This window comes from Streptomyces graminofaciens (assembly GCF_030294945.1).
Lineage (GTDB): Bacteria > Actinomycetota > Actinomycetes > Streptomycetales > Streptomycetaceae > Streptomyces > Streptomyces graminofaciens.
Genome location: NZ_AP018448.1, coordinates 731,098 through 754,764 on the forward strand (window position 1 = coordinate 731,098; position 23,667 = coordinate 754,764).

Genomic DNA, 23,667 nt, shown 5'->3' on the forward strand with positions numbered 1-23,667 from the left:
CTTCCTCAGCTGTCGAAGTCGACGGTCAGCGTCTCGGAGACGGGGAAGGTCTGGCAGGTCAGCACATAGCCGGCGTCGACCTCGGCGGCTTCGAGGGCGAAGTTGCGGCGCATGTCGGCCTCGCCGTCGGTGACGAGGGCGCGGCAGGTGCCGCACACGCCGCCCTTGCAGGCGAAGGGCAGGTCGGGGCGCATCTTCTGGGCGCCGTCCAGCACCGTGGCCGCGCGGGGCAGCGCGGCGGTGGTGGACCGGCCGTCAAGGGTGATGGTGACCTGGCTGACCGGGCCCTCGGCGACGGCATCCTCGTGCCGCGCCTCCCGCACCGGCGCGTCGTCCGCGAAGAACAGTTCCCGGTGGACAGAGTCCTCGGGTACCCCCAGGTCGGCCAGGACCTGTTGGGCGTCGCGGACCATGCCGTGGGGTCCGCACAGCCACCAGTGGTCCGCGGTGGTGACATCGACCAGCGCGTCGATGAGCGCGGACAGGCGCTCGGCGTCCAGGCGGCCGGAGAGCACTTCGGCCTCGCGGGGCTCGCGGGAGAGGACGTGGGCAAGCTGGAAGCGGGCCGGGTGGAGATCCTTCAGGTCGGCGAGTTCGTCGGCGAACATGACCGAGTGGGTGCGGCGGTTGCCGTAGAACAGGGTGACCCGCGAGCGGTCGTCGGCGGCGAGGACCGACTCGGCGATGGACAGCATGGGGGTGATGCCGGACCCCGCGGCGATGAGGACGTGGTGCCCTGGTGCGGTGAGGTCGGGGGTGAAGGCGCCCGTCGGAGGCATCACCTCCAGGGTGTCGCCGGGCCGTACGTCGTGGACCAGCCAGGAGGAGAACAGGCCGCCGGAGACTTCGCGCACCCCGATGCGCGGCCGTGCGCCCACCGGGGAGCAGATCGAGTAGGAACGCCGCTCGTCCCGCCCGTCGACCTCGCGGCGCAGGGTGAGCGACTGGCCCGGGGTGAAGTCGAACTCCTCGGCCAGGTCGGCGGGGATGTCGAAGCCGAGGGCGACCGCGTCCTCGCACAGCCGCTGCACGGCGGCCACGCGCAGGTGGTGGAAGGCCGGGCGGCGCCGCCGCACGAGCGTGGAGCCGGCGGTGCCGGATGGCTGCAGATCCTCCATCAGATCTCCTTGACGTACTCGAAGGGTTCGCGGCAGGCGCGGCAGCGCCACAGCGCCTTGCAGGAGGTGGCACCGAAGCGGGAGGTCTCCTCCGTGTCGGCCGAACCGCACAAGGGGCACGGCACCGCCGTGCGGGTGGGGTACAGCGTCAGCGTCAGCGGCACCGGGCCGGGCGTGGGTCGCGGCGCCGGTCCGGGAGGGGCGATGCCGTGCTCGGCGAGTGTGCGGCGACCGTTCGGCGTGATCCAGTCCGTGGTCCAGGGCGGATCGAGAACCGTGCGCACCCGGACGTGCTCGTATCCGGCGGTGGTGAGGCGCGCGGCCACTTCGGCGCGCATCTCGGCCATGGCCGGGCAGCCGGAGTAGGTCGGGGTGAGGCTGACGACGACCGTCCCGTCCTCACCGACCTCGACGTCCCGCAGCACGCCGAGGTCGGCCAGGGTGAGCATGGGCAGTTCGGGGTCCGGCACGCGCTCGGCGATGTGCCGGGCGCGGCGCACGTCCGTCAGTACGGTCACCATGTCGCCTCCGGGTGGGCGCGGGCCACGCTCTGCAGCTCGGTCAGCAGGGGAGCGAGGTGCTCGGTGTGCTCGCCGTCGCGGCCGGCGCCGGGCAGCGGCCGGTACACCGGCAGGGGCACTCCGGCCGCCTCCGTGACCTGCTTCAGTACCGCCCCGACCTCGTCCCGGACGTCGTACGCGGTGAACAGCTCGTCCAGGTACGGCGCGACCTGGTCCCACGCGTCCCGCATCCGGCGATGGGACTCGGCGGTGCCGTCGCCGAGGCGGACGACCCACTCGGCGGCGTACTGCCGGTGATACGCAAGCTCCTTGACGCCCTTGGCGGCGATCGCGGCGAGCACCGGGTCGTCGGAGGCGGCGAGCCGCTCGAAGTGAGCGAGCCTCCATGCGGAGAGCACCAGCAGGCGTGCGACGGAGAACGCGAAGTCGCCATTGGGGAGTTCGGCGAGGCGTACGTTGCGGAAGTCGTCGGCGTCGCGGAAGTAGGCGTAGGCGTCCTCGTCGCATCCGGTGCCGTCGACCTGGCCGGCGCGGGAGTACAGCAGGCGGGCCTGGCCGAGCAGGTCGAGTCCGATGTTCGCCAGGGCCACCTCCTCCTCCAGCTCCGGGGCTCGGGTGGTCCACTCGGCCAGGCGTTGCGCCAGGACGAGGGCGTCGTCGGCCAACGCGACGCAGACAGCGGCCAGTTCGCCGGCGTCGATGCCGTTGGGCACCGCGCCGTCCACTCCGTGCAGTGGGTCCTCGAAGCCGGTGCCGTAGGCCCAGCGTGTGTCGTCCTCATGTCCCTCGGCGAGGGTCAGGTAGACGTGGTCGTCACTCATGCCCTGCTCCTCAGATGTGCGGGACATCGTCGGGGATGTCGTAGAAGGTCGGGTGGCGGTACACCTTGTCGGCGCTGGGCGCGAAGAAGGGGTCCTTCTCGTCACGGGTGGAGGCCGCGATGTGCTCGCTGCGCACCACCCAGATCGAGACGCCCTCGTTGCGGCGGGTGTACAGGTCACGGGCGTGGGTGAGCGCCATCCGGTCGTCGGCGGCGTGCAGCGAGCCCACGTGGACATGGTTGAGCCCGCGCTTGCCGCGCACGAACACCTCGTACAGCGGCCAGTCCTGCTTCTCGGCGGTCATGCCACCGCTCCCTTCTCCTTACGGGCCGCCTGCTTGGCGGCGTGGACGGTGGCCGCCTCCCTGACCCAGGCGCCCTCCTCGTGTGCGGCCCGGCGCCGGGCGACACGCCCGGCGTTGCGGGGCCCGTCACCGGTGATCACGCGCTTCAGTTCGTCCCAGTCGGGGGTGCCGAAGTCGTGGTGGCCGCGCTGTTCGTTCCAGCGCAGGTCCGGGTCGGGCAGGGTGACGCCGAGCTTCTCGGCCTGTGGGACGGTCATGTCGACGAAACGCTGGCGCAGTTCGTCGTTGCTGTGCCGCTTGATCTTCCAGGCCATGGACTGCGCCGAGTTGGGCGAGGCGTCGTCGGGCGGGCCGAACATCATCAGCGACGGCCACCACCAGCGGTCCACCGCGTCCTGGACCATCGCCCGCTGCTCGTCGGTGCCGCGCATCATCGTCATCAGCAGCTCGAAGCCCTGCCGCTGATGGAAGGATTCCTCCTTGCAGATCCGCACCATCGCCCGCGCGTACGGCCCGTAGGACGACCTGCACAGCGGCACCTGGTTGCAGATCGCGGCGCCGTCCACGAACCAGCCGATCACGCCGACGTCGGCGAAGCTCGGCGTCGGGTAGTTGAAGATCGACGAGTACTTCTGGCGGCCCTCGATCAGCCGCTCGGTGAGGTCCGCGCGGTCGGCGCCGAGGGTCTCGGCGGCCGAGTACAGGTACAGCCCGTGACCGGCCTCGTCCTGGACCTTGGCGAAGAGGATCGCCTTGCGGCGCAGCGAAGGCGCCTTGGTGATCCACTCGCCCTCCGGCTGCATGCCGATGATCTCCGAGTGCGCGTGCTGCGCGATCTGCCGGATCAACGTCTTGCGGTAGCCGTCCGGCATCCAGTCGCGCGGCTCGATCCGCTGGTCCCGCGCGATCGTCGCCTCGAAGTGCTCCTGCAACTCCGACCCTGCGCAACCCGCCGCCGACGCGTCGACGTGTGTCGCGGCCATGTGCCCCACCTTCCCGACCGACCGTTCGTTCGGCAGATATCATGCTGAGTTCTTCGTGTTCTGGCAAGTTCGGTAGCCGGTTCAGTGTCCGGTGAAGGACGGCTGCCGGCCGTCGAGGAAGGCCCGTACGACCGCTCGGTGGTCCTCGGTCCCGCCCAGCCGCTCCTAGGCCGCCGCCTCGCGTTCCAGCACTACAGGCAGGCCGCCCCGTCGGTCCGCAGCAGCGCCTTGACCTCGGCGTACGCGGCGGTGGGACCGGCGGCGAGTCGCTTGGCGAGGGCCAGGCCCTCCGCGGCGGCACCGCCGTCCGGCGCGACGCTGTGGACGAGGCCCACTGCTGCGCCGCTTCGGCGTCGAAGCGGTCGCCGAGGAGCATCAGGGCGGCGACTCGTGACCCACCGACCGCCTGGGCCAGAGCCCCGCTCAGACCGCTGTCGGCGGCCAGGCCGAGCCCGGTGAACGCGGTCGAGAACCGGGCGCCGGCTCCCGCGACCCGCAGGTCGGCACAGAGCGCGAGCCCCAGCCCCGCGCCGACCGCAGGCGCCCTCGACGGCCGCCAGCACAGGCTGCCGCAGCGCGTGCGGTTCCTCCGACCAGCGGGTTGTGCTCGTCTCGCACGATGGCGAAGGCGGAGGCGGGTGCGGCCTCCAGGACTCGCGCGTGCTCCTGAGGTCCTGCCGCCCCCAGGACCACCTCGTCCACGGCCTCGGCCGGGATCCCCGCGCGGCGGACGGTTTCACCGACCACGAGGGCGGCCAGGCCGTCGGGACGCACGGCGGCCAGGGTCACCACGTTCGGGCGTCGAAGCCCGCCTCGGCCAGCACTTCGCGGGCGATGCGCACGGTGATCGCGAGCGGCAAGACGGCACCCGGGTGCGGCTTGACGACGACCCGGATTGCCGGTGACCAGGAGGCGGACAGGCCCGGATAGCCGTTCCAGGTGGGGAAGGTGTCGCAGGCGATCAGCAGCGCCACCCCGCGCCCGACGGGCGTGAACTTCTTGTCGATCACCAGCGGCCCGCCCTTGCCCCGCGGCTTGCTCCAGCGAGCCGCGTCCGGACGCCTCTCCTGCTCGGCCCAGGCGTAGGCGACCGCCCCCAGACCGCGGTCCTGGGTGTGCGGGCCGCCCGCCTGGAAGGCCATCACAAAGGCCTGGCCGGTGGTGTGCTCGACGGCGTGCGCGTGCGCGATCTCGGAGCTCGCCGCGTTGAGACGACCGAGGATCTCCGCGGCCACCCCCGCACGGGTGTCGGCCTCGGCGTCGCGCCACGGACCGGTGGCGGCCGTCGCGGCGGCCAGCGCCTCCTCCGGGGCGACCCGGAGGTAGGTCACGCCCAGCGGGAAGCCGTACGGGGACTCCTCGGTCGCCGGTAGCGCGCCGTGCCCCGGATGGCCGGGGAGGGCAAAGTGGCCTCCCCGGAAGTGGCCTCCCAGTGCCTCCCGGAAGGCGGCTTCTCCGCTCTTGGCGGCGCCCTCGCCGTACACCGACCTACTGGGCGACTCGGGGTACGGCGTCCAGTGGTCCCGGCCGGCGGTGGCGGCTACCGCCTGTTCGAGCAGAGCACGGTGGCGGGCGAGGAAGTCCGGACGGTCAGGGAGCTTCTGGGGCATGCGTCCACCTCTTGACAGGCAGCGGTGCGGCTGGATTACTAGGCCGTGCCGCACGCTAACCGAATGTTCGGTCGGGAGATAAGGTGGCGGAAATCGTGACACGGACCACGCAGCTGAGTCCTGTTGAGGAGATGTTCGCCGCGGACGAGGCCTCCCGAGGGCTGGGCATCGAGCTGCTGGAGCACGGCCGGGGAACCGCCGTGCTCCGCATGACCGTGACCCCGGCGATGGTGAACGGACACGGGATCGCCCATGGCGGCCATGTGTTCCTGCTCGCCGACACCGCCTTCGCCTGCGCCTGCAACAGCCACGGACCGGTGACCGTCGCGGCGGGCGCCGACATCACCTTCGTCGCACCGGCGTACGAGGGCGACGTGCTCGTGGCGACCGCCGACGAGCGCACCCGTTTCGGCCGCAGCGGCATCTACGACGTGAGCGTCCGGCGCGGCGAAGAGGTGATCGCCGAGTTCCGCGGACGCAGCCGCAACATCACCGGCTCGACCATGAACTCGACCGGGGACACGACGGCGCACAGTACGCCGAGCACGACCACGAAGGAGTCGCGATGAGCAGCGAGGCGACGGCCATGGCGCCCGCCGCATCCCGCCTGGGGGAACCACTCCCCCACGACCTCCTGGACGACGGCGAGCGCCTGTCGCGGGAACAGCTGAGAGAACTCCAGCTCGACCGTCTGCGATCGACGCTGCGGCACGCGTACGACAACGTCGAGCTGTACCGGAAGAAGTTCGACGAGGCCGGGGTGAGGCCCGACGACTGCCGGTCGCCGGAGGACCTGGACCGGTTCCCCTTCACCACCAAGGCCGACCTGCGCGAGACCTACCCCTTCGGCATGTTCGCCGTGCCGATGGCGGACGTGCGGCGCGTCCACGCCTCCAGCGGCACCACCGGCCGCCCCACGGTAGTGGGCTACACCGACAACGACCTCTCCATGTGGGCGGACATGGTCGCCCGTTCGATCCGTGCCGCCGGCGGCCGCGCCGGCCACAAGGTGCACATCTCCTACGGCTACGGCCTGTTCACCGGCGGACTTGGCGCGCACTACGGAGCCGAGCGCGCCGGATGCACGGTGATCCCGGCCTCCGGCGGCGTGACGGCCCGCCAGGTGCAGATCATCCAGGACTTCGAGCCCGAGATCATCATGGTCACCCCCTCCTACATGCTCACCCTGCTAGACGAGTTCGAGAAGCAGGGCATCGACCCACGCACCACCTCCCTGAAGGTCGGCATCTTCGGCGCCGAGCCGTGGACCGAGGAGATGCGCCGCGAGATCGAGGAGCGCCTGGACATCCACGCCGTCGACATATACGGCCTGTCCGAGGTGATCGGCCCCGGCGTCGCCCAGGAGTGCGTGGAGACCAAGGACGGCCTGCACGTGTGGGAGGACCACTTCTACCCCGAAGTCGTCGACCCGCTCACCGACGAGGTCCTGACCGAGGGCGAGCAGGGCGAGCTGGTCTTCACCTCCCTCACCAAGGAGGCCCTGCCGATCATCCGCTACCGCACCCGCGATCTGACCCGGCTGCTCCCCGGCACCGCCCGGCCCGCCTTCCGCCGTATCGAGAAGATCACCGGCCGATGCGACGACATGATCATCCTCCGTGGGGTCAACGTCTTCCCCAGCCAGATCGAGGAGATCGTGCTGCGCACCCCTGGAGTCGCCCCGCACTTCCAGATCCAGCTCACCGAGCGCGGCCGCATGGATCACATGGTCGTGCGTGTCGAGGCCCGCCCCGGCACCGGCCCTGAACAGCGCGAGGCCGCCGCCAAGGCGATCGGCCAGGGCGTCAAGGACGGCGTGGGTGTCACCGTCGAGGTGGCGGTCGTCGATCCAGAGACCCTGGAGCGCTCAGTCGGCAAACTCCGTCGCGTCAAGGACCTCCGGCAGGCGTGACAGCTGATCTTGTGAGAATGTCCGGGTGAGTAGAACGTCTGTACAAAGCCCTGTCGGCCGTCGTGACCGGCCCGGTTACGACCGCGAATCCGTACTGGAGGTGGCTGTCGCCGTCTTCAACGAGCGCGGCTACGACGGCACGGGCATGGAGGAGCCGGCCGGACGCCTCGGCCTGAGCAAGTCGAGCGTCCATCACCATGTCTCCGGCAAGGGTGAACGGCTCGAGCTCGCCGTCGGCCGCGCGCTGGACGCCCTCTTCTCCGTGCTCGACGGGGTGGACGGGGCTGGAGCCCCGGGCACCACGGCGACCGTCCGGCTGGAGCACGTCGTGCACCGCGGCATCGAGGTGCTCGTCGCCGAGCCGCCGTACGTCACCCTGCTGCTGCGGGTGCGGGGCGACAACGCGGTGGAGCGGCGGGCGCTGGAGCGGCGCCGCGAGTTCGACCACCGCGTGGGGCCGAGCCGGTCGCCCGTGCGGCCTTCGAGGGCGGTGTCCGCGCCTGCGTCCATCCGTATCTCGCGGCCCGGCTGCTGTTCGGCACCGTCAACTCGCTCATCGAGTGGTACCGGCCGGAGGGTGGACAGCCGGTCACAGCTTTGGTGGACGCTGTGACGGCGTTTCTCTTCGACGGACTGCGTGACCGGGCGCGATGCGGTAGAGGCAGGAGGCGGCTCGCGGCCACCGCTCTCGTCGCCCCTGAGTGGGCCGGGGCCTCGACGCGCGACAGGGCCGCGGTAACCGCCGCAGCCGTGCACCAGGTCCGCTCCCACCTCGAGCACGGCCACACCGCACCGCGCCTCCTCCGATGACGACCGCACAGACTTCCAGGGCGTCCTGGTCGAAAGGCCCAGGGCGCCCGCCGAGTAGGACATCGATGGATGGGAACACAATGGTGCCGGCGTTGGACGAGACGGCAACGATGCTGGTCGGCAGGGCTGCCGAACTGGAACGATTCGACTCGGTGATCGGCCGAGTGGGGCAGGACGACGCTCCCGCCGTGATCGACGTCGCCGGAGACGCCGGCATGGGCAAGAGCCGACTGCTCAGCGAGCTCTGTGCGCGGGCGCGGCAGCGTGGGCTGACCGTGCTGCGCGGCAAGGCCACCGAATACGAGCAGCACACCCCGTTCCAGGCGTTCACCGACGCGTTTGTCGACGTCGATCCTTCCTTTCTCGCCTCGGACACCTTGCCCGAGGCTGCGGCACCGGTGCTGTACGGCGCCGGCGGAGTGCAGGACGCGGCACAGGGCACGGGCAACCGCGACCGCTTCGGCCTCTACCGAGCCGTCGCGGACGTACTGACCAGGCTCGGGGAGCGGAGCGGGCTGGCGATGGTGCTGGACGACCTGCACTGGGCGGATCCCGCGTCCCTGGAGCTGCTGGACCACATGATCCGACACCCTGTACGCGGGCGGGTGCTTCTGGTTCTGGCCCGCCGCGAACGGCAGACGCCGCCCCGCCTCGACGCCGCCCTCATGCGCGGCGTCGACAGCGGAGCCGTGCTGCGCACGACGCTGCGACCGCTGCCCGAACAGGAGTCGATCGAGGCACTGGCCCCGGATCTGCGACCGCGTGACGCCAAGGAGATCTACGAGGCCAGCGAGGGCAACCCGCTCTACCTCCGCTGCCTCCTGCACGCCCACCGGCACGGCGCACGGCGGCGCGGCACCCTCGTCCGGGGCCACAACGACACCGTGACCGGGGTGCCGAGCGGACTCGCCTCCCTACTCCTGGAGGAACTGACCTCGCTGACCGTGGCACAGCGCCATACCATCCAGGCGGTGGCGGTCCTCGGCGACCATGCCACGCCCGCCATGGTGAGCCTGACGACCGGGACCCCCACGGCGGCAGAACTCGACGACTGCGTCGGTGCGCTGGCGCGGCGCGATCTGCTGCGCATGGGATCCGACGGCCGCTGGACCCTGCGCCACCCGCTGCTGCGGGCGTTGGTCTACGAGCACACCCCCGCACCCCGCCGCGCCGAGATCCACCGCACCGCCGCGGACGAACTGGCCCGGACCGGCGCCTCCGCCGCCGAACGCGCCCACCACGTGGAGAGGTCGCTGGTGGAATGGGACCCCGCGTCGGCCGCCGTACTGAGCGAGGCGGCCGCCCGGTTCGCCCACACGGCACCCGCCACGGCCGCCCACCTGCTGGATGTCGTCCTCCGGCTCATGCCGGACACGCCCACATACTCCAGGCGGCGCGGCGAGCTGACACTGGCCCGCGCCAGAGCGCTCGGTGTGGGCGGCAGCCTGCGGGAGAGCCGTGATCTGCTATACACGCTGATCAGCGGGCCCGGGCAGGACGACGCATCGCTGCGCGGGGATGCGACAGCGCTGTGCGCCATGATGGAACGCCACCTCGGACACTCCCCGGAAGCGATCGCCCTGCTCCAGCGAGAACTGGTCCGCACTCCCGGTCCCGAGCCCCGCCAGGCGGTCTCCCTGGGACTCGCCCTGGGCATGGCCGCCCTGAACACCGTCTCCTACCCCGACGTACGAGACGACATCGCGAGAACGCTCGCTGTGGCCCGCTCCCACGGCGATCTCATGGGAGAGATGGCGGCCCTGGCGCTGGGGGCGCTGGGAGAGGCCTACGAAGGACAGGCCGCGGCGGCCCGCCGGTTCACCGATGCCGCCGCCGGGCTCGTGGACGGTCTGACCGATCCCACCTTCACGGAAGCGTCCGAGTCGCTGGTGTGGCTGGCCTGGGCGGAAGCCCTCCTCGAACGCTACGCCGACGCTGAACGCCACGCCGACCGCGGGCTGGACATCGCCCGCCGCAGCGGCCAGGTCCACGTCCTGCCCCACCTGCTGAGCGCCAAGGCCTTCGTACACCTCACCACCTGTCGGCTGCCGTCCGCCCTGGAGTCGGCCGAGGAGGCGGAATCCGTCGCACGAGCCATAGGCAGCAGCGATCTCCTGGCCTTCACGCTGTGCTTCAAGGCGCTGATCCTCCTCCTGCACAGCCCCCTGGGAGACACCGGAGCCCTGAGGACGGCGCAGGAGGCCGTGGCCGCGGCCGGCGGAAGCAGACACTGGTGGGCCTCGCTGGCCAGATGCGTGCTCGGCCACACGGCCCTCGTGAGCGGTGACCCGCACCGGGCACAGAACGCCATCCTGACAGCGGGCGGTCCCGAACTGCTGGACCTGCAGCCCTCGATCCGCCCCGGCCAGCTGGAAACCCTCGTCAACACCGCCCTCGCAGTCGGCAACACCGATCAGGCGGCGCGCTGGGCTGCACGGGCCCTCGCGGAGGCCGAACGGATGGGTCTGCGCGGTCAGCTGGGGGCGGCACTGCGCGCCGAAGCGGCGCTCGCCCAGCATCGGGGCGACACCCGCGCGGCCGCCCGCCTCTTCGAGCGCGCCGCGCAGGCGTACGCACCCTCCGGTGCGACGCTCTGGGAGGCGTACTCCATGCTCCTGGCTACTCCCCAGGCACAGGCCGCGGGCGACGCCCCGCGCGCCGCCGCGATGTGGGAGCGGGCCCGCCGTCTCGCCGACGACGGCGGCGCACGTCTGCTGTCCGACCTGGCCGCGGTCGTGCGGCCACAAGACGTGGAAGCCTCGCGTAGGCCGACGGAACTGGACCGACTCACCGAAAAACCAACACGCACGGAAGAACCCCTGCGCACACCGACAGAGCTCGACCAACTGACCAAACGGGAAAGGGAGATAACCGAACTCGTCGCGCAAGGGCTGAGCAACCAGGCCATCGCGACGAAGTTGTACATCAGCTGCCGCACGGTCGAGAGCCACCTGTCGGCCATCTACCGCAAGACCGAATTGCCTTCCCGTTCAGCACTGGCGAGCCTCGCGACACGCGCCGCCCTCGACCGACGGTCCGAACCAACCCCGAACCACCGCTCGTTGGAACGAAACGACCGCTGAGCATGAACTTGCTGGCCGGTTTGGCCGGGGTGGGGTGGGGTCCTGCTCGCTTTCCACCTAGCAGTTCCACCTCGCAGTTCCACCCACCGTCGGCCATCTGCTGGCCAAGGGGTCGCTCGACGACCCGCGCGACGTCCATGCCGAAGTAGGCTCCGAGCGCCAGGGACCGGCCGTTGACGCACGACTCCACCTCCCCGGAGAAGAACAGCTCGCCGTTGTGCTCCCACTGGACGTTCTCGCGCACCAGACCGACGACGTGGCGCGCCGCCAACAAAATCCCCGCGTGTTGTCCGTTGCCGCAAGTCAGGCGACCTCGACCGGCTGAAGAGTGACCGGGTGGCCGAGTTGGTTGAGCCGGCTCACCAGCCGTCGGGTCTGCCTGGCACGGCCGGCGCTCTGAGGAAATGAATGGAGGGTGCCAGGGCGACCAGGGCTCGCTCCTTGCCGCGGCCGACGGCTTGCGCGCCGTCCGGGTCGGCCTCTGGGATCAGCCGGTCGACATGGCCCTGCGGCTCCGGCCCGGCCGCAGTCATGCCCGCTGCCCCGCGGACCAAATACGTAGCGGATTACGTGTTTTCCCCGATGGCCCGCTCTCGCCGATGCGGCACCCTCGGATCACAGACCGTGACCGTCGGGAGGACGAAGTGCGCAACGCGTGGATCTGGTTCGCGCTGCTGCTGGGCATCGCCCAAATTCTGTACTACACCCACAACGGCTTTCCCTGAACGGCCCACCGGCACGCCGCGAGGTGGCCTGAGCGCCGGCCCACGAGGCATCTGGGCTGCGGCTCCGGCAATTCGACGCCGCGACAACTGAGTATCGTGCTTCGCGTGCGGCGCAGCCTGCCCTGTGGCACCGGAGCCGTTGCATGACCACCGGCGTCATGCAGGACATCCCCGAGGAGACACCACTCGTGAACATGGGACAACCGCTCGAGTTCCAAGCCTCATGCGGACACTTGCTGGCGGTGCCGAGCTACCGGGTGGGTCAGGACGTGCGCTGCCCCCACTGCCACCGGGTGGTTCCCGTGCCACCGCCGGAGGTGCCGTACGCCTCTGCTGTCCCTGTGCCCGCCGGTGCCCCGGAACCGGCCGCTTTGAATGTCCTTTACGCCATACTCCTGCTGGGCGGCCTGGCAGGGGCCGCCCTCATCTACCTGGTGCTGTTCAACGAACTGTCGGAGTCTCAGCTGGTCACCTACACGCCGCTGTGGTTCTTTCCCGTGGTGTTCGGCCTGTACGGATTCGTCTCGCAGCGGCTGCTGCGCCTTCTCGCGGCAGGCCGGGCAAGAACACTCAGTGAGGCTGCCCACATGTCCATCGGCGTAGGAGGTTTCTGGGCCGCCTTGGCCATGTTTCCGTTCCTGGTACTGAAGTGGCGCAGCTCCCTGCTTGTCTCCATGGTCGCGGCGCTGTTCTGGGCAGTGCTGCTCTGGCTCTTCTTCGCGCTGGTCTTCCCGGTCCTCTGAGTACAAGGTGGCGCCAGGGTCTCGCCCGCGCTGCGGGCCGCGTCCAGGCAGTCCCCCGGCCGTGGCCAGTCCTGCTTCGAGCAGGAAGACGGCGACACTGTGGGCGTAGCCCAACTGGGTAATGGCGAGGGAGGAGTCGAAGTCGGCCGGAACGGCCCAGAACGTACCGTCATCGCCGTGCTCGGCCGCGGCCAACAGGCCGTCGGCACACCCCCCATTACCTTCTTCGTGGCTCCGCAACGGGGCCTCCGGCCTTCGGGTCCGGCATGACTTCCCCTCCCGTGTTGTTGATGATCCGGGGGGGTGGTGTCACCGGGCCCGGAGGCATCGACGGACCGCTGATGTGGGGCTTGAGCACCGGCTTCACCCCGGCCGGAAGAGCTCTCCGTAACATGGATGTGGCAGCTCGTTGCCGTGGCAGGCCGGACGAGCCTGAGCGCAGGGGCCTGCACGTGATCGACACCGGCGGCATCGACGTCTTCCTCGGCCTGGACGTCGGCAAGGGCGAACACGATCGCCAAGCTGGAGATGATCGTCGGACGCGACGACGACCCGGCCGGCGAGGCCACCAGGGTCACCAACCTGCTCCATGGCCCGCTGACCCACATCCATCCGTCCCCGGAGCGGGTGCTCCGAGGAACTCCCGGAGGCCCACCCTCTTTCCAAAGTCCTGACGTCCATGCCGGGAATCGGCGTCAGGACCGGAGCACGGATCCTCATCGAGGTCGGCGACGGCACCACCTTCCCCACCACCCACCACCTCGCCGCCCACACCGGCCTCACCCCCGCGACCCGCAGTTCAGGCTCGTCGATCCACGGCGAACAGCCATCCAGGCGAGGAAACAAGCAGCTCAAGAGCGCTTCCGTCCCTCCGCGTTCACCGCCCTCAGCGACCCGGCATCGCGGGCCCAGTACGACAAGAAGATCACCCAAGGCAAGCACCACACCCAAGCCCTGCTGTGCCCCGCCCGCCGCCGGGCCGACGTCCTCTTCGCCATGCCCCACGACGGAATCTTCCACGAACCCCAGGCACCCGGAGCGGGCTGAAGGCAACCAGACCCGTCTGCGAGCGAAACCCCTACATCTTGTGAACCTCCACGGAGAACCCCTCCGCAAGGACGGAGTCCAGGTGCTCCGCATGCGCACCGAACCATTGGCGAGTGTCGGCGAACGGTGCCGTCAGTTCGACGAGCACGTAATCCTCGGAACCATCAGTCGGCCCACCACAAACGCAGCAACGGAGGCGCTGGCTCACCACGCCCGTCCACTCTCGTCCGCCCCCGCCCACTGCCACCGTCTGATCATCAACATCCATGCGGCACATCGTTCCAGACGCCCTGAAGCAGAACCCATCCACCTTGGCCAAGGAGACAGGGGCACCCCCCCCACGCACGGTCCCGGAACACCTGCCGTCCGGTCGCCCGCCAGAAGCGCAGCTGGTTTCATCCGGCTCCGGCCACTCCGTGAAGCACGTCCGGTTGCCCAGCGCAGGGGCAGGGCCAAGGCAAGGCGTACGGCCCGCCGGCCGCGAATGTGGCTGACACTCCAGTGGCGCACTACGTGGTTCCACGGATGCAGCTTCAAGGGGCGATAGGCCAGCGTCAGCCAGGTACCGGGGGTTTGCGGTGCACGAGTCCGCGGGCCCGGCGAACCTCTCTGCGACCATCTGGGAGGAGAGCCAGAGATGAGCGACAACCAGCCGGCCCCATGCGGCGGGCAACTCCAGCAGGCCGAGGCACCGCAGGGGGTTCCGCCGCAGACCCCAGCGCCGGGCGGCGGCAAGAGAAAGGCCGGCATCTTCATCGGCTCAATCGCGGTGCTCGCCGTCATCGGTATGGGTGTGTTCTTCACCATCGGTGGATCGGGCGACTCGCACATCGCCGATGACGGGGCGCACAAACTGTCGGCGCCCCGGACGATCCTCGACGGGAGGTACAAGAGGGTCAGCGCCCAGAGCGACTCGCTGACGGAGAATGAGATCAAGGAATTCGAGTCGTGGGGGGTCCATGACCCCAGGGACGTCACTGCCGTCTACACCACGGAATCGGGCATCACCACGATCGCCGTGACGGTCTCGGGCTTCTACGGCACCATCGACGATCCGGAGAGGGCCGTCGACGCGATGTACGCCAAGCTGAAGGCGCAGTCGGAGAAGGATTCCGGCCACGGCAAACTCGTAGGCAGCCTGAAGGAGTTCAAGCCATCCGACTTCGAGAACGGCATCATGAAATGCCAGCAGACCGAGACCATCGACGTGGTGACAAAGACATACGCGTTCTGCATCTGGGGTGACCACAGCACGCTCAGCTATGTCACGTCGTACGACCCGGTCTCGCTCGGCGCCGTCTCTTGGAACTCCATGTCGCTGGAGGACGCCGCCGATCTGACCGCCAAAGTCCGCAAAGATGTGCGAGTCAGGGCCTGATTGGGCACCGCCGTATCGGGCCGCACCGCGCACCTCGGCAGAACCCGACCCACATGGCCGTCACCGAGGCAGGGCACCGAATCCGCATGGTCGCGTGGTCGCGTGGTCGCGTGGACTACGCGGTTTCACGGATGTCACTTCAAGAGGCGATCTGCCAAGGTCAGCAGGGTACGGGGGTTGCGGTGCACGAGTCCGCGGGCCCACCGAACCCCTCTGCGGCGCACCGGTGTTGCGGACGATCGCCTCGAAACGGTGGTTGCCCCAGAAGAGTTCGCGCACCGCGAGCAGCGCCCACTTCTCGCCCACCACGTGGAGCCCAGCGGCGGCGGAACAGGGGCGTCGGAACAGGGGCGACCGCGCAATGCGACCACATCATGACCGCCCATGCGGACAGGGTTGGCATTTCAAACTCGCCAGGCTACGTTGCCGCTCGTGATAGTTGGAGATTCAAACTCACTAGCTTTCGGGCGGGCCACCGTCTGGATCGTCTCGGTCGGCGTCTTCGTAGTGAACCTGGACCTGTTCATCGTAAATGTGGCGGTCCCCGCCCTCAGCAGCTCCTTCGACGGTACCTCGCTCGCCTCGCTGTCCTGGGTACTCAACGCCTACGCGATCATCTTCGCCGCGCTGCTCGTCGTGGCCGGCCGGCTCGCCGACCGGTACGGACACCGCCGCGGCTTCCTCCTCGGACTCGCGCTCTTCACCGCTGCCTCCGCACTCTGCGCCGTCGCCCCCGGTGCCGGCTGGCTGATCGCCGCCCGGGCGCTGCAGGCCGCCGGAGCCGCCGCCCTCATGCCGACATCGCTCGCGCTGCTGCTCGACAACACCCCGCCCGAACGCCGCCCCCGGGCCATCCGGGGATGGGCGGCCATCGGCGGTGTAGCGGCCGGTCTGGGGCCTGTGGCCGGTGGACTGCTCGTCGAGGCCGACTGGCGCTGGGTGTTCCTCGTCAATGTGCCGGTCGGCCTGGCCGGTCTGGTAGCCGGAGCGCGGCTGCTGCCCGACCCCCGCCCGGACCGCGAAGGACCGCTGCCGGACCTCGTGGGGGCTGCCCTGCTCACCCTCGGGATCGGCGCGCTGGCTCTCGGTCTGGTCAAGGCCGATGCCTGGGGCTGGAGTTCGCCCGGTGTCGTCGGCGCACTCGCCGCCGTGGTCGTTCTCGGCGCGGCCTTCTGGCTGCGGTCGGCGCGCCACGCCGCGCCGGTCGTCGAACTGCCTCTGCTGCGCATCCCTGCCTTCACCGCCGCCACCGTCGCGGCGCTGCTCTTCACCGTTGCCTTTGCCGCGATGCTGCTCACCTCCGTGCTGTGGTGCCAGCAGGTCTGGAACTACTCGGCGATCCAGACGGGCCTGGCGATCGCACCGGGACCGCTGGTCGTACCCGTGCTCGCCATGACCCTGGGACCGGTCGTGCAGCGATTTGGCGCGGGACGGACGGCCGCACTCGGTTGCCTGCTGTTCGCCGGAGGTCTCGTCTGGTGGGTTCTCGCACTCGGTAGGGATCCGCAGTACTCGACCGCGTTCCTCCCCGGCATGCTGATCACCGGCATCGGAGTGGGCTTCGCCCTGCCGACCCTGGTTGGCGCGGCCGCCGCAGCTCTCCCGCCGCACCGCTTCGCCACCGGGTCGGCCATCACCACGATGGCCCGCCAGACAGGTTCCGTACTGGGCGTCGCGGTCACAGTCACTCTCCTCGGTGAACCCCGCACCGCCCACGCTGTACTTACCGGGTTCCGTCACGGCTGGACAGCGGCTGCGGCGGCCGCCGGGATCGCAGCCTTGGCGGCGCTCGCTCTGCGCCGACCCGCAGCCGCTACGCCTCAGCGCTCAGTGGGAAAGCCGGTCGCGGAGCCCGATAACGGTACGTACGGCGATGGCGCCTCGGGCCACGCCGCCGGTGGATCTACGACCCGGCGGCTGAGGAGGTTTTGAGTTGCCGTTCAGGGTCCTGCAGCGAACGCCCGCCTGAGGCAAGGCGGTCTGTTCGCCGGGGCCTGGCCTGGGGCGCTGTTGATCGCCGTCACGTCCAGCGGATGCTGGGGGTTGGGGGGTGCAGTTCCAGTCGCCGTGGAAGCGGTGCCGGGTGATCGGCAGGGCGGCGATCTCGTCGTCACTGATCTGGATGCCGGTGGGGTACGGGTTGGTGTCGAGTTCGGCGTGCACTGTCAGGCCGGTTTGGCGGCAGTCGCAACGATGCTCTCGACGATGACTCCATGTGTGGTCAGAGGCCTTCCACGCCAGTTCATGGTGATGTGGAGGTGACGTGGGAGAACCGCCTGTGGTGAAGTCGGCCCAGAGCGCGGTCTCGTCTTTCGACCGAGCCCTTTCTCCGGGCCGCTTCCCGCACCCCGGCGTGCCACTCTCGCGGCACCGGGCGCTCCATAAGTCCCGTCCGGCTGTTGATGATTGTCTTCAACCGGCGGTTTGCCAGGGAGAAGGGATGGCTGTCCCTCGGCCGATGCGGGCGCAGGCCGGGGACCGGTAGGGTGCCGTGGCCCCCTACCGGCAGGCCGCCGACCACGGCGACGTACGTTCTGAGCGACTTGGGCACGAGGCGGGTACTCGAAAGGCTTTGGCCGTACGGCCTGGATCCGGACGGTACGCCGACGCCCCGATGGTGATCGCCGTAGCCAAGGTGGGCCACCACCGCCGCACACCGTCGGCCGGAGCACGGGCGCCTCCCGTTCCGGACGTGTGGCGCTGTCCCAGCGGCTGACCACGGCTCTCTCCTCCGTCGTCGCCCTGCGCCTGGTCCCCAGACTGGGCGCGCGTTCACGAAGGCCGACGACTCCCACACGCCCGCCGGGGGCGATGCCGTGGTGGAGGTCGTGGCGGGCACCACCCGGCACACGGTCGTCACCGTGGTACGCCTGCGCTGACCCGCGACAGGTCCATGTGGTCAGACCACGCACGAGCCCAAGCGGGGTGGGATGTGGGTGTCGATCCCGTCCTGCGTACAGCCGGTGATGTCGAACAACAGGCCATCCAGCGGACCGCCGACCAGTTCGGCGTAGGCGCGGCCGGGGCGTGGGCCGGGGTGGGGGTCGTCCGCGTCGTGGCCGTAGACCCGGCCGCGCAGCAGCTGCTCATCGTCGCTGTCCATGCCGTCCAGCCTCCCAGCCGCCACCGACAACGAGGGCTTGCCCAGGAACTCCTGGGCAAGCCCCGGACCGGCTGGGAAGGCTTGGCCGGGTCTGGCACGGAAGCGTCCGAGCCAACCGTCGGCCTTCGACGCGGGCGGCGCCTCCTGCTGCTCCTGGTGCTCGCGCTCGTCCTGTCCGGCCGGGCATGCCGCCTCGATGGCCCGCGTATCCACGCGTCGCACGCACACGCCCATCGCAGGCGCTGACCTGCCGTGGTCGACGCTACGCGCGGCGCGACCTGGCCCGGGGTCAGGGTCAGGGTCAGCGAGCCTGAATTCGTACGCCTGCCCGATTGTGGATCACCTAAAGTACGCGGCATGACGCTGCAACTTGTTCAGGTGAACTTCAAGGCCCGGGACGACTCGGCGCTCGGCCGGTTCTGGGCGGAGGTGCTCGGCTGGGGTCTTTCCAGCGAAGGGCCCGGCGTCACCAACCTGGAACCCGTGGGCTTCGACTGGCCGGACCCGTCCGCCGTCTGCATCGATCTCGTCCGCGTCCCGGACCCGGAGACGGTGAAGTACCGCGTGCACATCGAGCTCGCCACCACCTCCGACGCCCATCAGGCGGAGTTGGTCGCACGTCTGAAGGAGCTCGGGGCGACGCCCGCCGATGTGGGCCCGGGCGACGCGCCGTGGACGGTGATGGCCGACCCGGAAGGCAACGTGTTCAGCGTCCTGGAGCCCCGAGAGCTCTACCGGGACACCGGGCCGATAGCCGCCGTGGTTGTCGACTGCGCCGACCCAAGAACCATGGCCCGGTTCTGGGGCGAAGCAATCGACTGGACCGTCCACGAGCTGACCGACGACCGCGCCCTGCTGCGCTCCGTCAAGGGTGTCGGGCCGTACTTGGAGTTCCGCCGTACGCCCGACGACGAGGTCGTATGGACCCGCGTCCATCTCGACGTGATGTCCGACCCCGTCGAGGATCAGGCGAGGGAGGTCGCCCGGCTCGAGGGCCTCGGCGCGATACGGGCGGACGTGGGTCAGGGTGACGTCTCCTGGGTCGTCCTGGCCGACCCGGCGGGGAACGAGTTCTGCGTCCTCGGCCGGGGCTGACGCGGAAGTCCGTCCGCGCCCTCATGGCGGTGCGCCAGCGCGCGGCGCCGGGCCCCGCCCTCCCCGGCCACCAACTCACGACAGCCTGCCCCACGCATACGGCAGGAAAGCCCTAGAAGTGCGCCCTGTCACTGTTTCTCGGCGGCAGGGCGCACCACAGTTCGCTCCGGTCCGGGCCAGGCCTGGTGCGGGGACTACTGCGGTAGGGGTGCCTCGCCGGATACGGCGATACCTGCCTGGTGGAAGTCGTCCACGGCTGCGGCTGTCGTGTCGGGTGCGACTCCGACGGAGTAGTCCAGGCGTACCCGTGCGCGGAAGCCGGCCTTCACCGCGTCCAGCGCAGTGGCACGAACGCAGTGGTCCGTGGCGATGCCCACCACGTCGACGTCGTCGACCCCGTGGGTGCGCAGCCAGTCCGCGAGGGGGGTTCCTTCTTCGTCGGCTCCTTCGAAGCCGCTCTTGGATGCGCTGTGGGCGCCTTTGTAGAAGACGGCGTCGACCTTTCCGCCGGTGACGGCGGGGGCGAAGTGGGGGTGGAATTCGCTGCCTTCGTTTCCTGCCACGCAGTGGACGGGGAAGCTGTCCTTGAAGTCCGGGGTCTCGGAGAAGTGACCTCCCGGGTCGATGTGGTGGTCGCGGGTGGCGACGATGTACTGGTAGTCACGGCCCGCGGTCTGCTCCACCAGGTCGGCGATCTTGGTAGCGATCCGCGCACCGCCCTGTACGGGGATACTGCCTCCTTCACAGAAGTCGTTCTGCACGTCCACGACGATCAAGCCTCGGCTCACCATGGCCACCCTTCATCACGACGGAACACCCCCCTGCGTTCTACCGGCCCTCGCACGCCCCCGGGGACATAGGCGGCTGCGTTCACCCACACGGCCCATGGTCTTCACCGCAGGAACGATTCGCATTCGTCGAAGGCCATACCGCGCTCAGAGCCGGTGCCCTCTGTCTGGTGTCACCGCACCGGCGACGCGGCGGCGCCGGCCAGAGGCCCCGTCAGCCAGAGGCCCCGCCGGCCAGCTGCGGCGGGTTGGGCAGGTCGGTTCTGCGATGCTTCTAGCGCCCGGGCCTTGCAGTCGTCGCACAGGTACGGGTGGCTGTCCCCGCGGCCCCATTCGACCGCGGTGCCGGCCTTCCACCGGCCGTCGGTGAACTTGGTCCCGCAGTCCCCGCACACCGGGCACTGGGCCTCGCGTTCGGCTGCTTCCTGCGCTTGGCGGCGCCGCGCGGCTTCGGCGCGGCGGGCGAGGGTGGCATCCCGGCGAGGGTTGCCGATCGCGTCCCAGAGGTTCTGGCGGTCCTCCCGGCCGAAGCGCCGGAACGCGGGCCCGCCACCCCGTGCTCCCGCAGCCGCTCCAGCGTCGTCGCCACGATCCGCATCTTCGCACCGCAGGAGTGGAAGCCACCCCAGCTGTTCCAGTCGCCCTGACAGTGCTCGCGGGTGAGTTCGGCGACCCGCTCCATCTCCTTCCATGCGGTCCGCTTGCCGACCTGGTGAAAGACGAGCAGGACCGGCCGGTGCGACGCGTCGCCCCACCGGGGATCGCGCGCACTCCAACGGGTGCGCCACATCGGCTTGTCCTGGCCGTCGCTGTCCTTCACCTTGCGGCGGAAGTGGCCCATGTACTTATCGAACTTCAAGGCGATGACCGGGGCTTCCTCGGTGCGGTCGTCGGCCTCGACGAACAACAGCGCCAGCCCGGCCTCCGGCCCGATGAGGACGATGTCGGCCCACGCACATCCCACGCCCGGGTTCTTCCACGCGCCCGTCGCCGGGAGGGCGACTTCGGTGGCCTAGGAGGTGATGGCGCCAATCCCGTCGGGCGCGGCCACACAGGCCCGGGCGGCCGCGGCGTCTTCGGCCGGCTCACCGGCCACCAGGTCCAGGCCGGGCTTCGGACGGATCATCGCAATCACGGTCTCGTTCACCGTCATCGGTCACCGTGGCCACCTCATCATCCGGACGGCGGCACGCCGCGAAAGTGCGTCGGCCCGGGCAGCGGTGAGCGCGGCGAGGGCCAAAGTGCCCACGTCCCACTCCCAGCGATGACAGGGGTCGGGTAGGAGAACTGCGTCCAGGCCTCCGGGCCGTTGGTCCTGCGGTCCCGCTCGGTCACCTGGCCGGTCGACATCCGCCGGAACATCCGCCGCTTGAGCAGGTACTCCTGACCGCGTAGCCGGGCCTCGGCCACTTCAGGGGCGCCTCCTGCCGCCCGCTGAGATGCGGGTCACTCATTCTCGGCGCGCTGGCGGGCGGCGAGGATCGCGACGTCGTCCTCGTAGGCACCGTTGGCGAGGCGGGCCAGGAACGTGTCGAGCATGTCGTCCAGAGGGCCGTCCGCTGACAGGCTCAGCGACTCAAGCGCTTGCACCGAGACGTCGATGTCAGTACCGCGGCGTTCCACCAGCCCGTCGGTGTAGAGCAGCAGCGTGGTGCCGTGGTCCATTCGTACGGTGAACGATTCGTAGCCTCCGAGTCCGGTGCCGATGGGCGGGCCGGCCGGGAGCCACACGATCTCGATGCTGCCGTCTGGTCGTAGGGCGGCCGGTGGTAGGTGCCCGGCGCTGGCCGCCGTGCAGGTGCCCGCTCGGGGATCCATGATCGCGAGAAGGCAGGTGGCGAGGCGGTCGAGGCCGAGCTGCGCCACCTGGCGGTCGAACTCGCCGAGGATCTTGTCGACGCTCGTGCCGGAAGCGGCAATGGTGCGTAGCAGGGAGCGGTACTGGCTCATGGCGACAGCGGCCTGGAAGCCGTGGCCCATCACATCGCCCATGACCAGCAAGGTGCGGGAGTCCGTCAGGGGGATCGAGTCGTACCAGTCGCCACCGACGAGGACGCTGCGGCCGGAGGGGATGTAGCGGGCGGCCACTTCCACGGCGGGGTGGGGGGTTCTGGGTTCGGACAGCAGAGCCCGCTGGAGTTCCAGCGCCATGGTGTGTTCGTAGCTGTAACGGCGCGCGCTTTCGATGGAGAGGGCGGCACGGTCGGCCAGCGCCTGGATCGTCACGAGGTCGTCGTCGTTGAAGGGCTGCGATGCTCCGGCCCGCCCCAGAAGGGTGACGCCGACCGGTCGGCCTGTAGTGATCAGGGGAGCGATGAGGAGCGAGTGGATGCCGGCCGCACGGAAGAGTTTGGTTCGTTCGGGGTCTACGGTCACCTTCTGGAACAGCTCGTCCGAGGCCAGGTTGCCCAGCCAGAGCCGCCCGCTGTCCAAGCAATGCCGGGTGGCGACGCCCCGGGGAACGTCGACGTACGGTCCTGGTCCGCCCAGCTGATGCAGCAGCCATTCCATTCCAGGGGGCGCTGAACCCCTCACCTTGCGCAGCCGCAGAAAGCCCGGAGGAGGCGGAGGAGCACTGGTGAACTCCTCCTCGACGATTCCCACCGCGGCCATGTCGACCAGCGAGGGGGCCAAGAGGTCGACCAGTTCCTGGCACGTGGTTTCGATGTCGAGTGTGGTGCCGACGCGCGTGGCTGCGGCATCCAGCAGGGCAAGCCGCTGATGCGCGGTCTCCAGGTCGTCCAGATAGCGGCGCAGGTTACTGATCTCCACGCCGATCCCGCACAGACACACATCCCCTTCCGGCAGATCCACCCGGTGATAGACCGCTCGCCAGAGCCTTTGCCCCAGCGGCGAGGGGACTTCCGTCGTTCCTGAGATGGTTGCCTCCCGGGGCTGCCCGTCCGCGAGTACCTCGAACAGGACGTCGTCCGGGCGCTGGAGGTCCGGCAGCACTTCCCCGAGCGTTCGTCCCAGGAACGCGGCGGCGGGCACGCCACTGGCCTTGACCCATGCCGGGTTGACGTACAGATGGCGCAGCCGCGCGTCGAGAACGACGACGGGGGCCAGCGTCCCCTCTACAAGCTGACGCGCCGGAAAGCCATCACCTTCCGGAAAGCCATCACCTTCCGGAATGTGCCACTGCGGCATGGGGCCCTCACCGTTCACAGGTTCCCTCTCGCTGTCTTCACTGGAGCCAATCCATACCCCGTCGATGGAGAGACCTCTCGCGGTGAGGTGAGCTTCCTCCACGCGCGTTAAATGCGGGGCATGCACGTCAGAGGCCGGCAGAGCCCCGTTGGGCGTTGGCGACACAATCGCAAAGGGCATACGGTGATGGATGGCTCGAGGTCCTGGCCCGGACCCTGCACGGCCTCCTGTTCACCCCGGGACCGAGACCTGCGCGGGGATAAGGCGACTACCGAGGACCGATGATGGGCGCTTCGCAGAAAGGGGATCCCCAAGTCACCATGAACAATCCATCGCCGCGACTGCTGGAGGTACCCGTGGTCCGGCCGTTCGTCTTAACCGGAAGTTTCTTGTTCATCGGAATTTTCTGCCACTATCTCATTCCGAATTTCACGGGTGTTCGGTCCGAGGCCTTGGCGCCCATGAGCCTCGGACTT

General features: G+C 69.7%; 21 protein-coding genes and 4 pseudogenes. 10 read left to right on the forward strand and 15 right to left on the reverse strand.

From position 1 onward, the window contains the following. Nucleotides 1-5: 5 nt before the first annotated feature. The 8 genes and pseudogenes from paaE to SGFS_RS03080 all read right to left on the reverse strand — a co-directional run bounded on the left by paaE (nt 6) and on the right by SGFS_RS03080 (nt 5,357). Entirely contained in the window at nt 6-1,118 is a 1,113-nt protein-coding gene (gene paaE, locus SGFS_RS03045) for a 1,2-phenylacetyl-CoA epoxidase subunit PaaE (protein WP_286247388.1), read from the reverse strand. After that, nucleotides 1,118-1,639: a 1,2-phenylacetyl-CoA epoxidase subunit PaaD gene (paaD, locus tag SGFS_RS03050; RefSeq protein WP_286247389.1), complete on the reverse strand. Its 522-nt coding sequence runs from the start codon at nt 1,637-1,639 to the stop codon at nt 1,118-1,120. The genes paaE and paaD overlap by 1 nt, the downstream gene beginning before the upstream one ends. Further along, nucleotides 1,633-2,460, reverse strand: coding sequence for a 1,2-phenylacetyl-CoA epoxidase subunit PaaC (paaC, locus tag SGFS_RS03055; protein ID WP_286247390.1), 828 nt, complete (start codon nt 2,458-2,460; stop codon nt 1,633-1,635). The genes paaD and paaC overlap by 7 nt, the downstream gene beginning before the upstream one ends. A 10-nt stretch (nt 2,461-2,470) precedes the next feature. After that, nucleotides 2,471-2,764 carry a 1,2-phenylacetyl-CoA epoxidase subunit PaaB gene (gene paaB / locus SGFS_RS03060; protein WP_062698261.1) on the reverse strand — a complete coding sequence of 98 codons (294 nt, stop codon included), beginning with the start codon at nt 2,762-2,764 and terminating at the stop codon, nt 2,471-2,473. After that, nucleotides 2,761-3,747: a 1,2-phenylacetyl-CoA epoxidase subunit PaaA gene (gene paaA, locus SGFS_RS03065; RefSeq protein ID WP_286247397.1), complete on the reverse strand. Its 987-nt coding sequence runs from the start codon at nt 3,745-3,747 to the stop codon at nt 2,761-2,763. Before paaA ends, paaB begins: the two co-directional genes overlap by 4 nt. 191 nt (nt 3,748-3,938) lie before the next feature. Further along, complete coding sequence (locus SGFS_RS03070) at nt 3,939-4,082, reverse strand: hypothetical protein (RefSeq protein WP_286247399.1); 144 nt, start codon at nt 4,080-4,082, stop codon at nt 3,939-3,941. Nucleotides 4,083-4,138: 56 nt separating this feature from the next. Then, nucleotides 4,139-4,312 (reverse strand): annotated as a pseudogene (locus SGFS_RS51235) (enoyl-CoA hydratase-related protein); the annotation flags it as partial. A gap of 220 nt (nt 4,313-4,532) precedes the next feature. Continuing rightward, nucleotides 4,533-5,357 carry an aldehyde dehydrogenase family protein gene (locus SGFS_RS03080; RefSeq protein WP_434026086.1) on the reverse strand — a complete coding sequence of 275 codons (825 nt, stop codon included), beginning with the start codon at nt 5,355-5,357 and terminating at the stop codon, nt 4,533-4,535. A gap of 131 nt (nt 5,358-5,488) precedes the next feature. Here SGFS_RS03080 and paaI point away from each other — a divergent pair, with 131 nt between their 5' ends. The 4 genes and pseudogenes from paaI (at nt 5,489) to SGFS_RS03100 (ending at nt 11,162) form a co-directional block, all read left to right on the forward strand. Continuing rightward, nucleotides 5,489-5,926: a hydroxyphenylacetyl-CoA thioesterase PaaI gene (paaI, locus tag SGFS_RS03085; RefSeq protein ID WP_434028177.1), complete on the forward strand. Its 438-nt coding sequence runs from the start codon at nt 5,489-5,491 to the stop codon at nt 5,924-5,926. After that, nucleotides 5,923-7,269 carry a phenylacetate--CoA ligase PaaK gene (gene paaK, locus SGFS_RS03090; RefSeq protein ID WP_286247403.1) on the forward strand — a complete coding sequence of 449 codons (1,347 nt, stop codon included), beginning with the start codon at nt 5,923-5,925 and terminating at the stop codon, nt 7,267-7,269. Before paaI ends, paaK begins: the two co-directional genes overlap by 4 nt. 25 nt (nt 7,270-7,294) lie before the next feature. Continuing rightward, nucleotides 7,295-7,908, forward strand: a pseudogene (locus SGFS_RS03095) (TetR/AcrR family transcriptional regulator); the annotation flags it as partial. A 254-nt stretch (nt 7,909-8,162) separates the two neighbouring features. Then, entirely contained in the window at nt 8,163-11,162 is a 3,000-nt protein-coding gene (locus tag SGFS_RS03100; RefSeq protein WP_434028178.1) for a helix-turn-helix transcriptional regulator, read from the forward strand. A gap of 359 nt (nt 11,163-11,521) precedes the next feature. Here the strand turns inward: SGFS_RS03100 and SGFS_RS03105 are convergent, their stop codons facing one another. Further along, complete coding sequence (locus tag SGFS_RS03105; RefSeq protein ID WP_286247405.1) at nt 11,522-11,695, reverse strand: hypothetical protein; 174 nt, start codon at nt 11,693-11,695, stop codon at nt 11,522-11,524. A 66-nt stretch (nt 11,696-11,761) separates the two neighbouring features. Here SGFS_RS03105 and SGFS_RS03110 point away from each other — a divergent pair, with 66 nt between their 5' ends. The 5 genes and pseudogenes from SGFS_RS03110 (at nt 11,762) to SGFS_RS03135 (ending at nt 16,987) form a co-directional block, all read left to right on the forward strand. Next, complete coding sequence (locus SGFS_RS03110) at nt 11,762-11,887, forward strand: hypothetical protein (RefSeq protein ID WP_286247406.1); 126 nt, start codon at nt 11,762-11,764, stop codon at nt 11,885-11,887. Nucleotides 11,888-12,030: 143 nt separating this feature from the next. Continuing rightward, the gene (locus SGFS_RS03115; protein WP_286247407.1) at nt 12,031-12,630 is read left to right on the forward strand and encodes a hypothetical protein; all 600 of its coding nucleotides are present in this window, start codon (nt 12,031-12,033) and stop codon (nt 12,628-12,630) included. A gap of 640 nt (nt 12,631-13,270) precedes the next feature. Then, nucleotides 13,271-13,677, forward strand: a pseudogene (locus SGFS_RS03120) (transposase); the annotation flags it as partial. Between the two features lie 637 nt (nt 13,678-14,314). Further along, complete coding sequence (locus SGFS_RS03125; RefSeq protein WP_286247408.1) at nt 14,315-15,055, forward strand: hypothetical protein; 741 nt, start codon at nt 14,315-14,317, stop codon at nt 15,053-15,055. Nucleotides 15,056-15,487: 432 nt separating this feature from the next. Then, a complete protein-coding gene (locus tag SGFS_RS03135) occupies nt 15,488-16,987 on the forward strand; it encodes an MFS transporter (RefSeq protein WP_434026090.1) in 1,500 nt (499 codons plus the stop codon). Here the strand turns inward: SGFS_RS03135 and SGFS_RS51735 are convergent. Together SGFS_RS51735 and SGFS_RS03145 are read right to left on the reverse strand one after the other, a co-directional pair. Further along, nucleotides 16,883-17,310: pseudogene (locus tag SGFS_RS51735) on the reverse strand (ISAzo13-like element transposase-related protein); the annotation flags it as partial. The gene SGFS_RS03135 and the pseudogene SGFS_RS51735 sit on opposite strands and share 105 nt — an antisense overlap. A 644-nt stretch (nt 17,311-17,954) precedes the next feature. After that, nucleotides 17,955-18,380 (reverse strand): hypothetical protein, encoded by a 426-nt coding sequence (locus tag SGFS_RS03145; RefSeq protein ID WP_286260447.1) that lies wholly within the window; start codon nt 18,378-18,380, stop codon nt 17,955-17,957. A gap of 135 nt (nt 18,381-18,515) precedes the next feature. Between SGFS_RS03145 and SGFS_RS03150 the strand changes: the two genes are divergently transcribed. Next, nucleotides 18,516-19,253 carry a VOC family protein gene (locus SGFS_RS03150; RefSeq protein ID WP_286247410.1) on the forward strand — a complete coding sequence of 246 codons (738 nt, stop codon included), beginning with the start codon at nt 18,516-18,518 and terminating at the stop codon, nt 19,251-19,253. 194 nt (nt 19,254-19,447) lie between these two features. Here the strand turns inward: SGFS_RS03150 and SGFS_RS03155 are convergent, their stop codons facing one another. From SGFS_RS03155 to SGFS_RS03170, 4 genes are all read right to left on the reverse strand, one after another. After that, complete coding sequence (locus SGFS_RS03155) at nt 19,448-20,041, reverse strand: isochorismatase family protein (RefSeq protein WP_286259763.1); 594 nt, start codon at nt 20,039-20,041, stop codon at nt 19,448-19,450. Between the two features lie 274 nt (nt 20,042-20,315). Next, nucleotides 20,316-21,005, reverse strand: a complete 690-nt coding sequence (locus tag SGFS_RS03160; protein WP_286247413.1) for a hypothetical protein — start codon at nt 21,003-21,005, stop codon at nt 20,316-20,318. 48 nt (nt 21,006-21,053) lie between these two features. Further along, a complete protein-coding gene (locus SGFS_RS03165; protein WP_286247418.1) occupies nt 21,054-21,194 on the reverse strand; it encodes a hypothetical protein in 141 nt (46 codons plus the stop codon). 293 nt (nt 21,195-21,487) lie between these two features. Then, the gene (locus SGFS_RS03170; protein ID WP_286247420.1) at nt 21,488-23,191 is read right to left on the reverse strand and encodes a SpoIIE family protein phosphatase; all 1,704 of its coding nucleotides are present in this window, start codon (nt 23,189-23,191) and stop codon (nt 21,488-21,490) included. Nucleotides 23,192-23,667 lie beyond the last annotated feature (476 nt).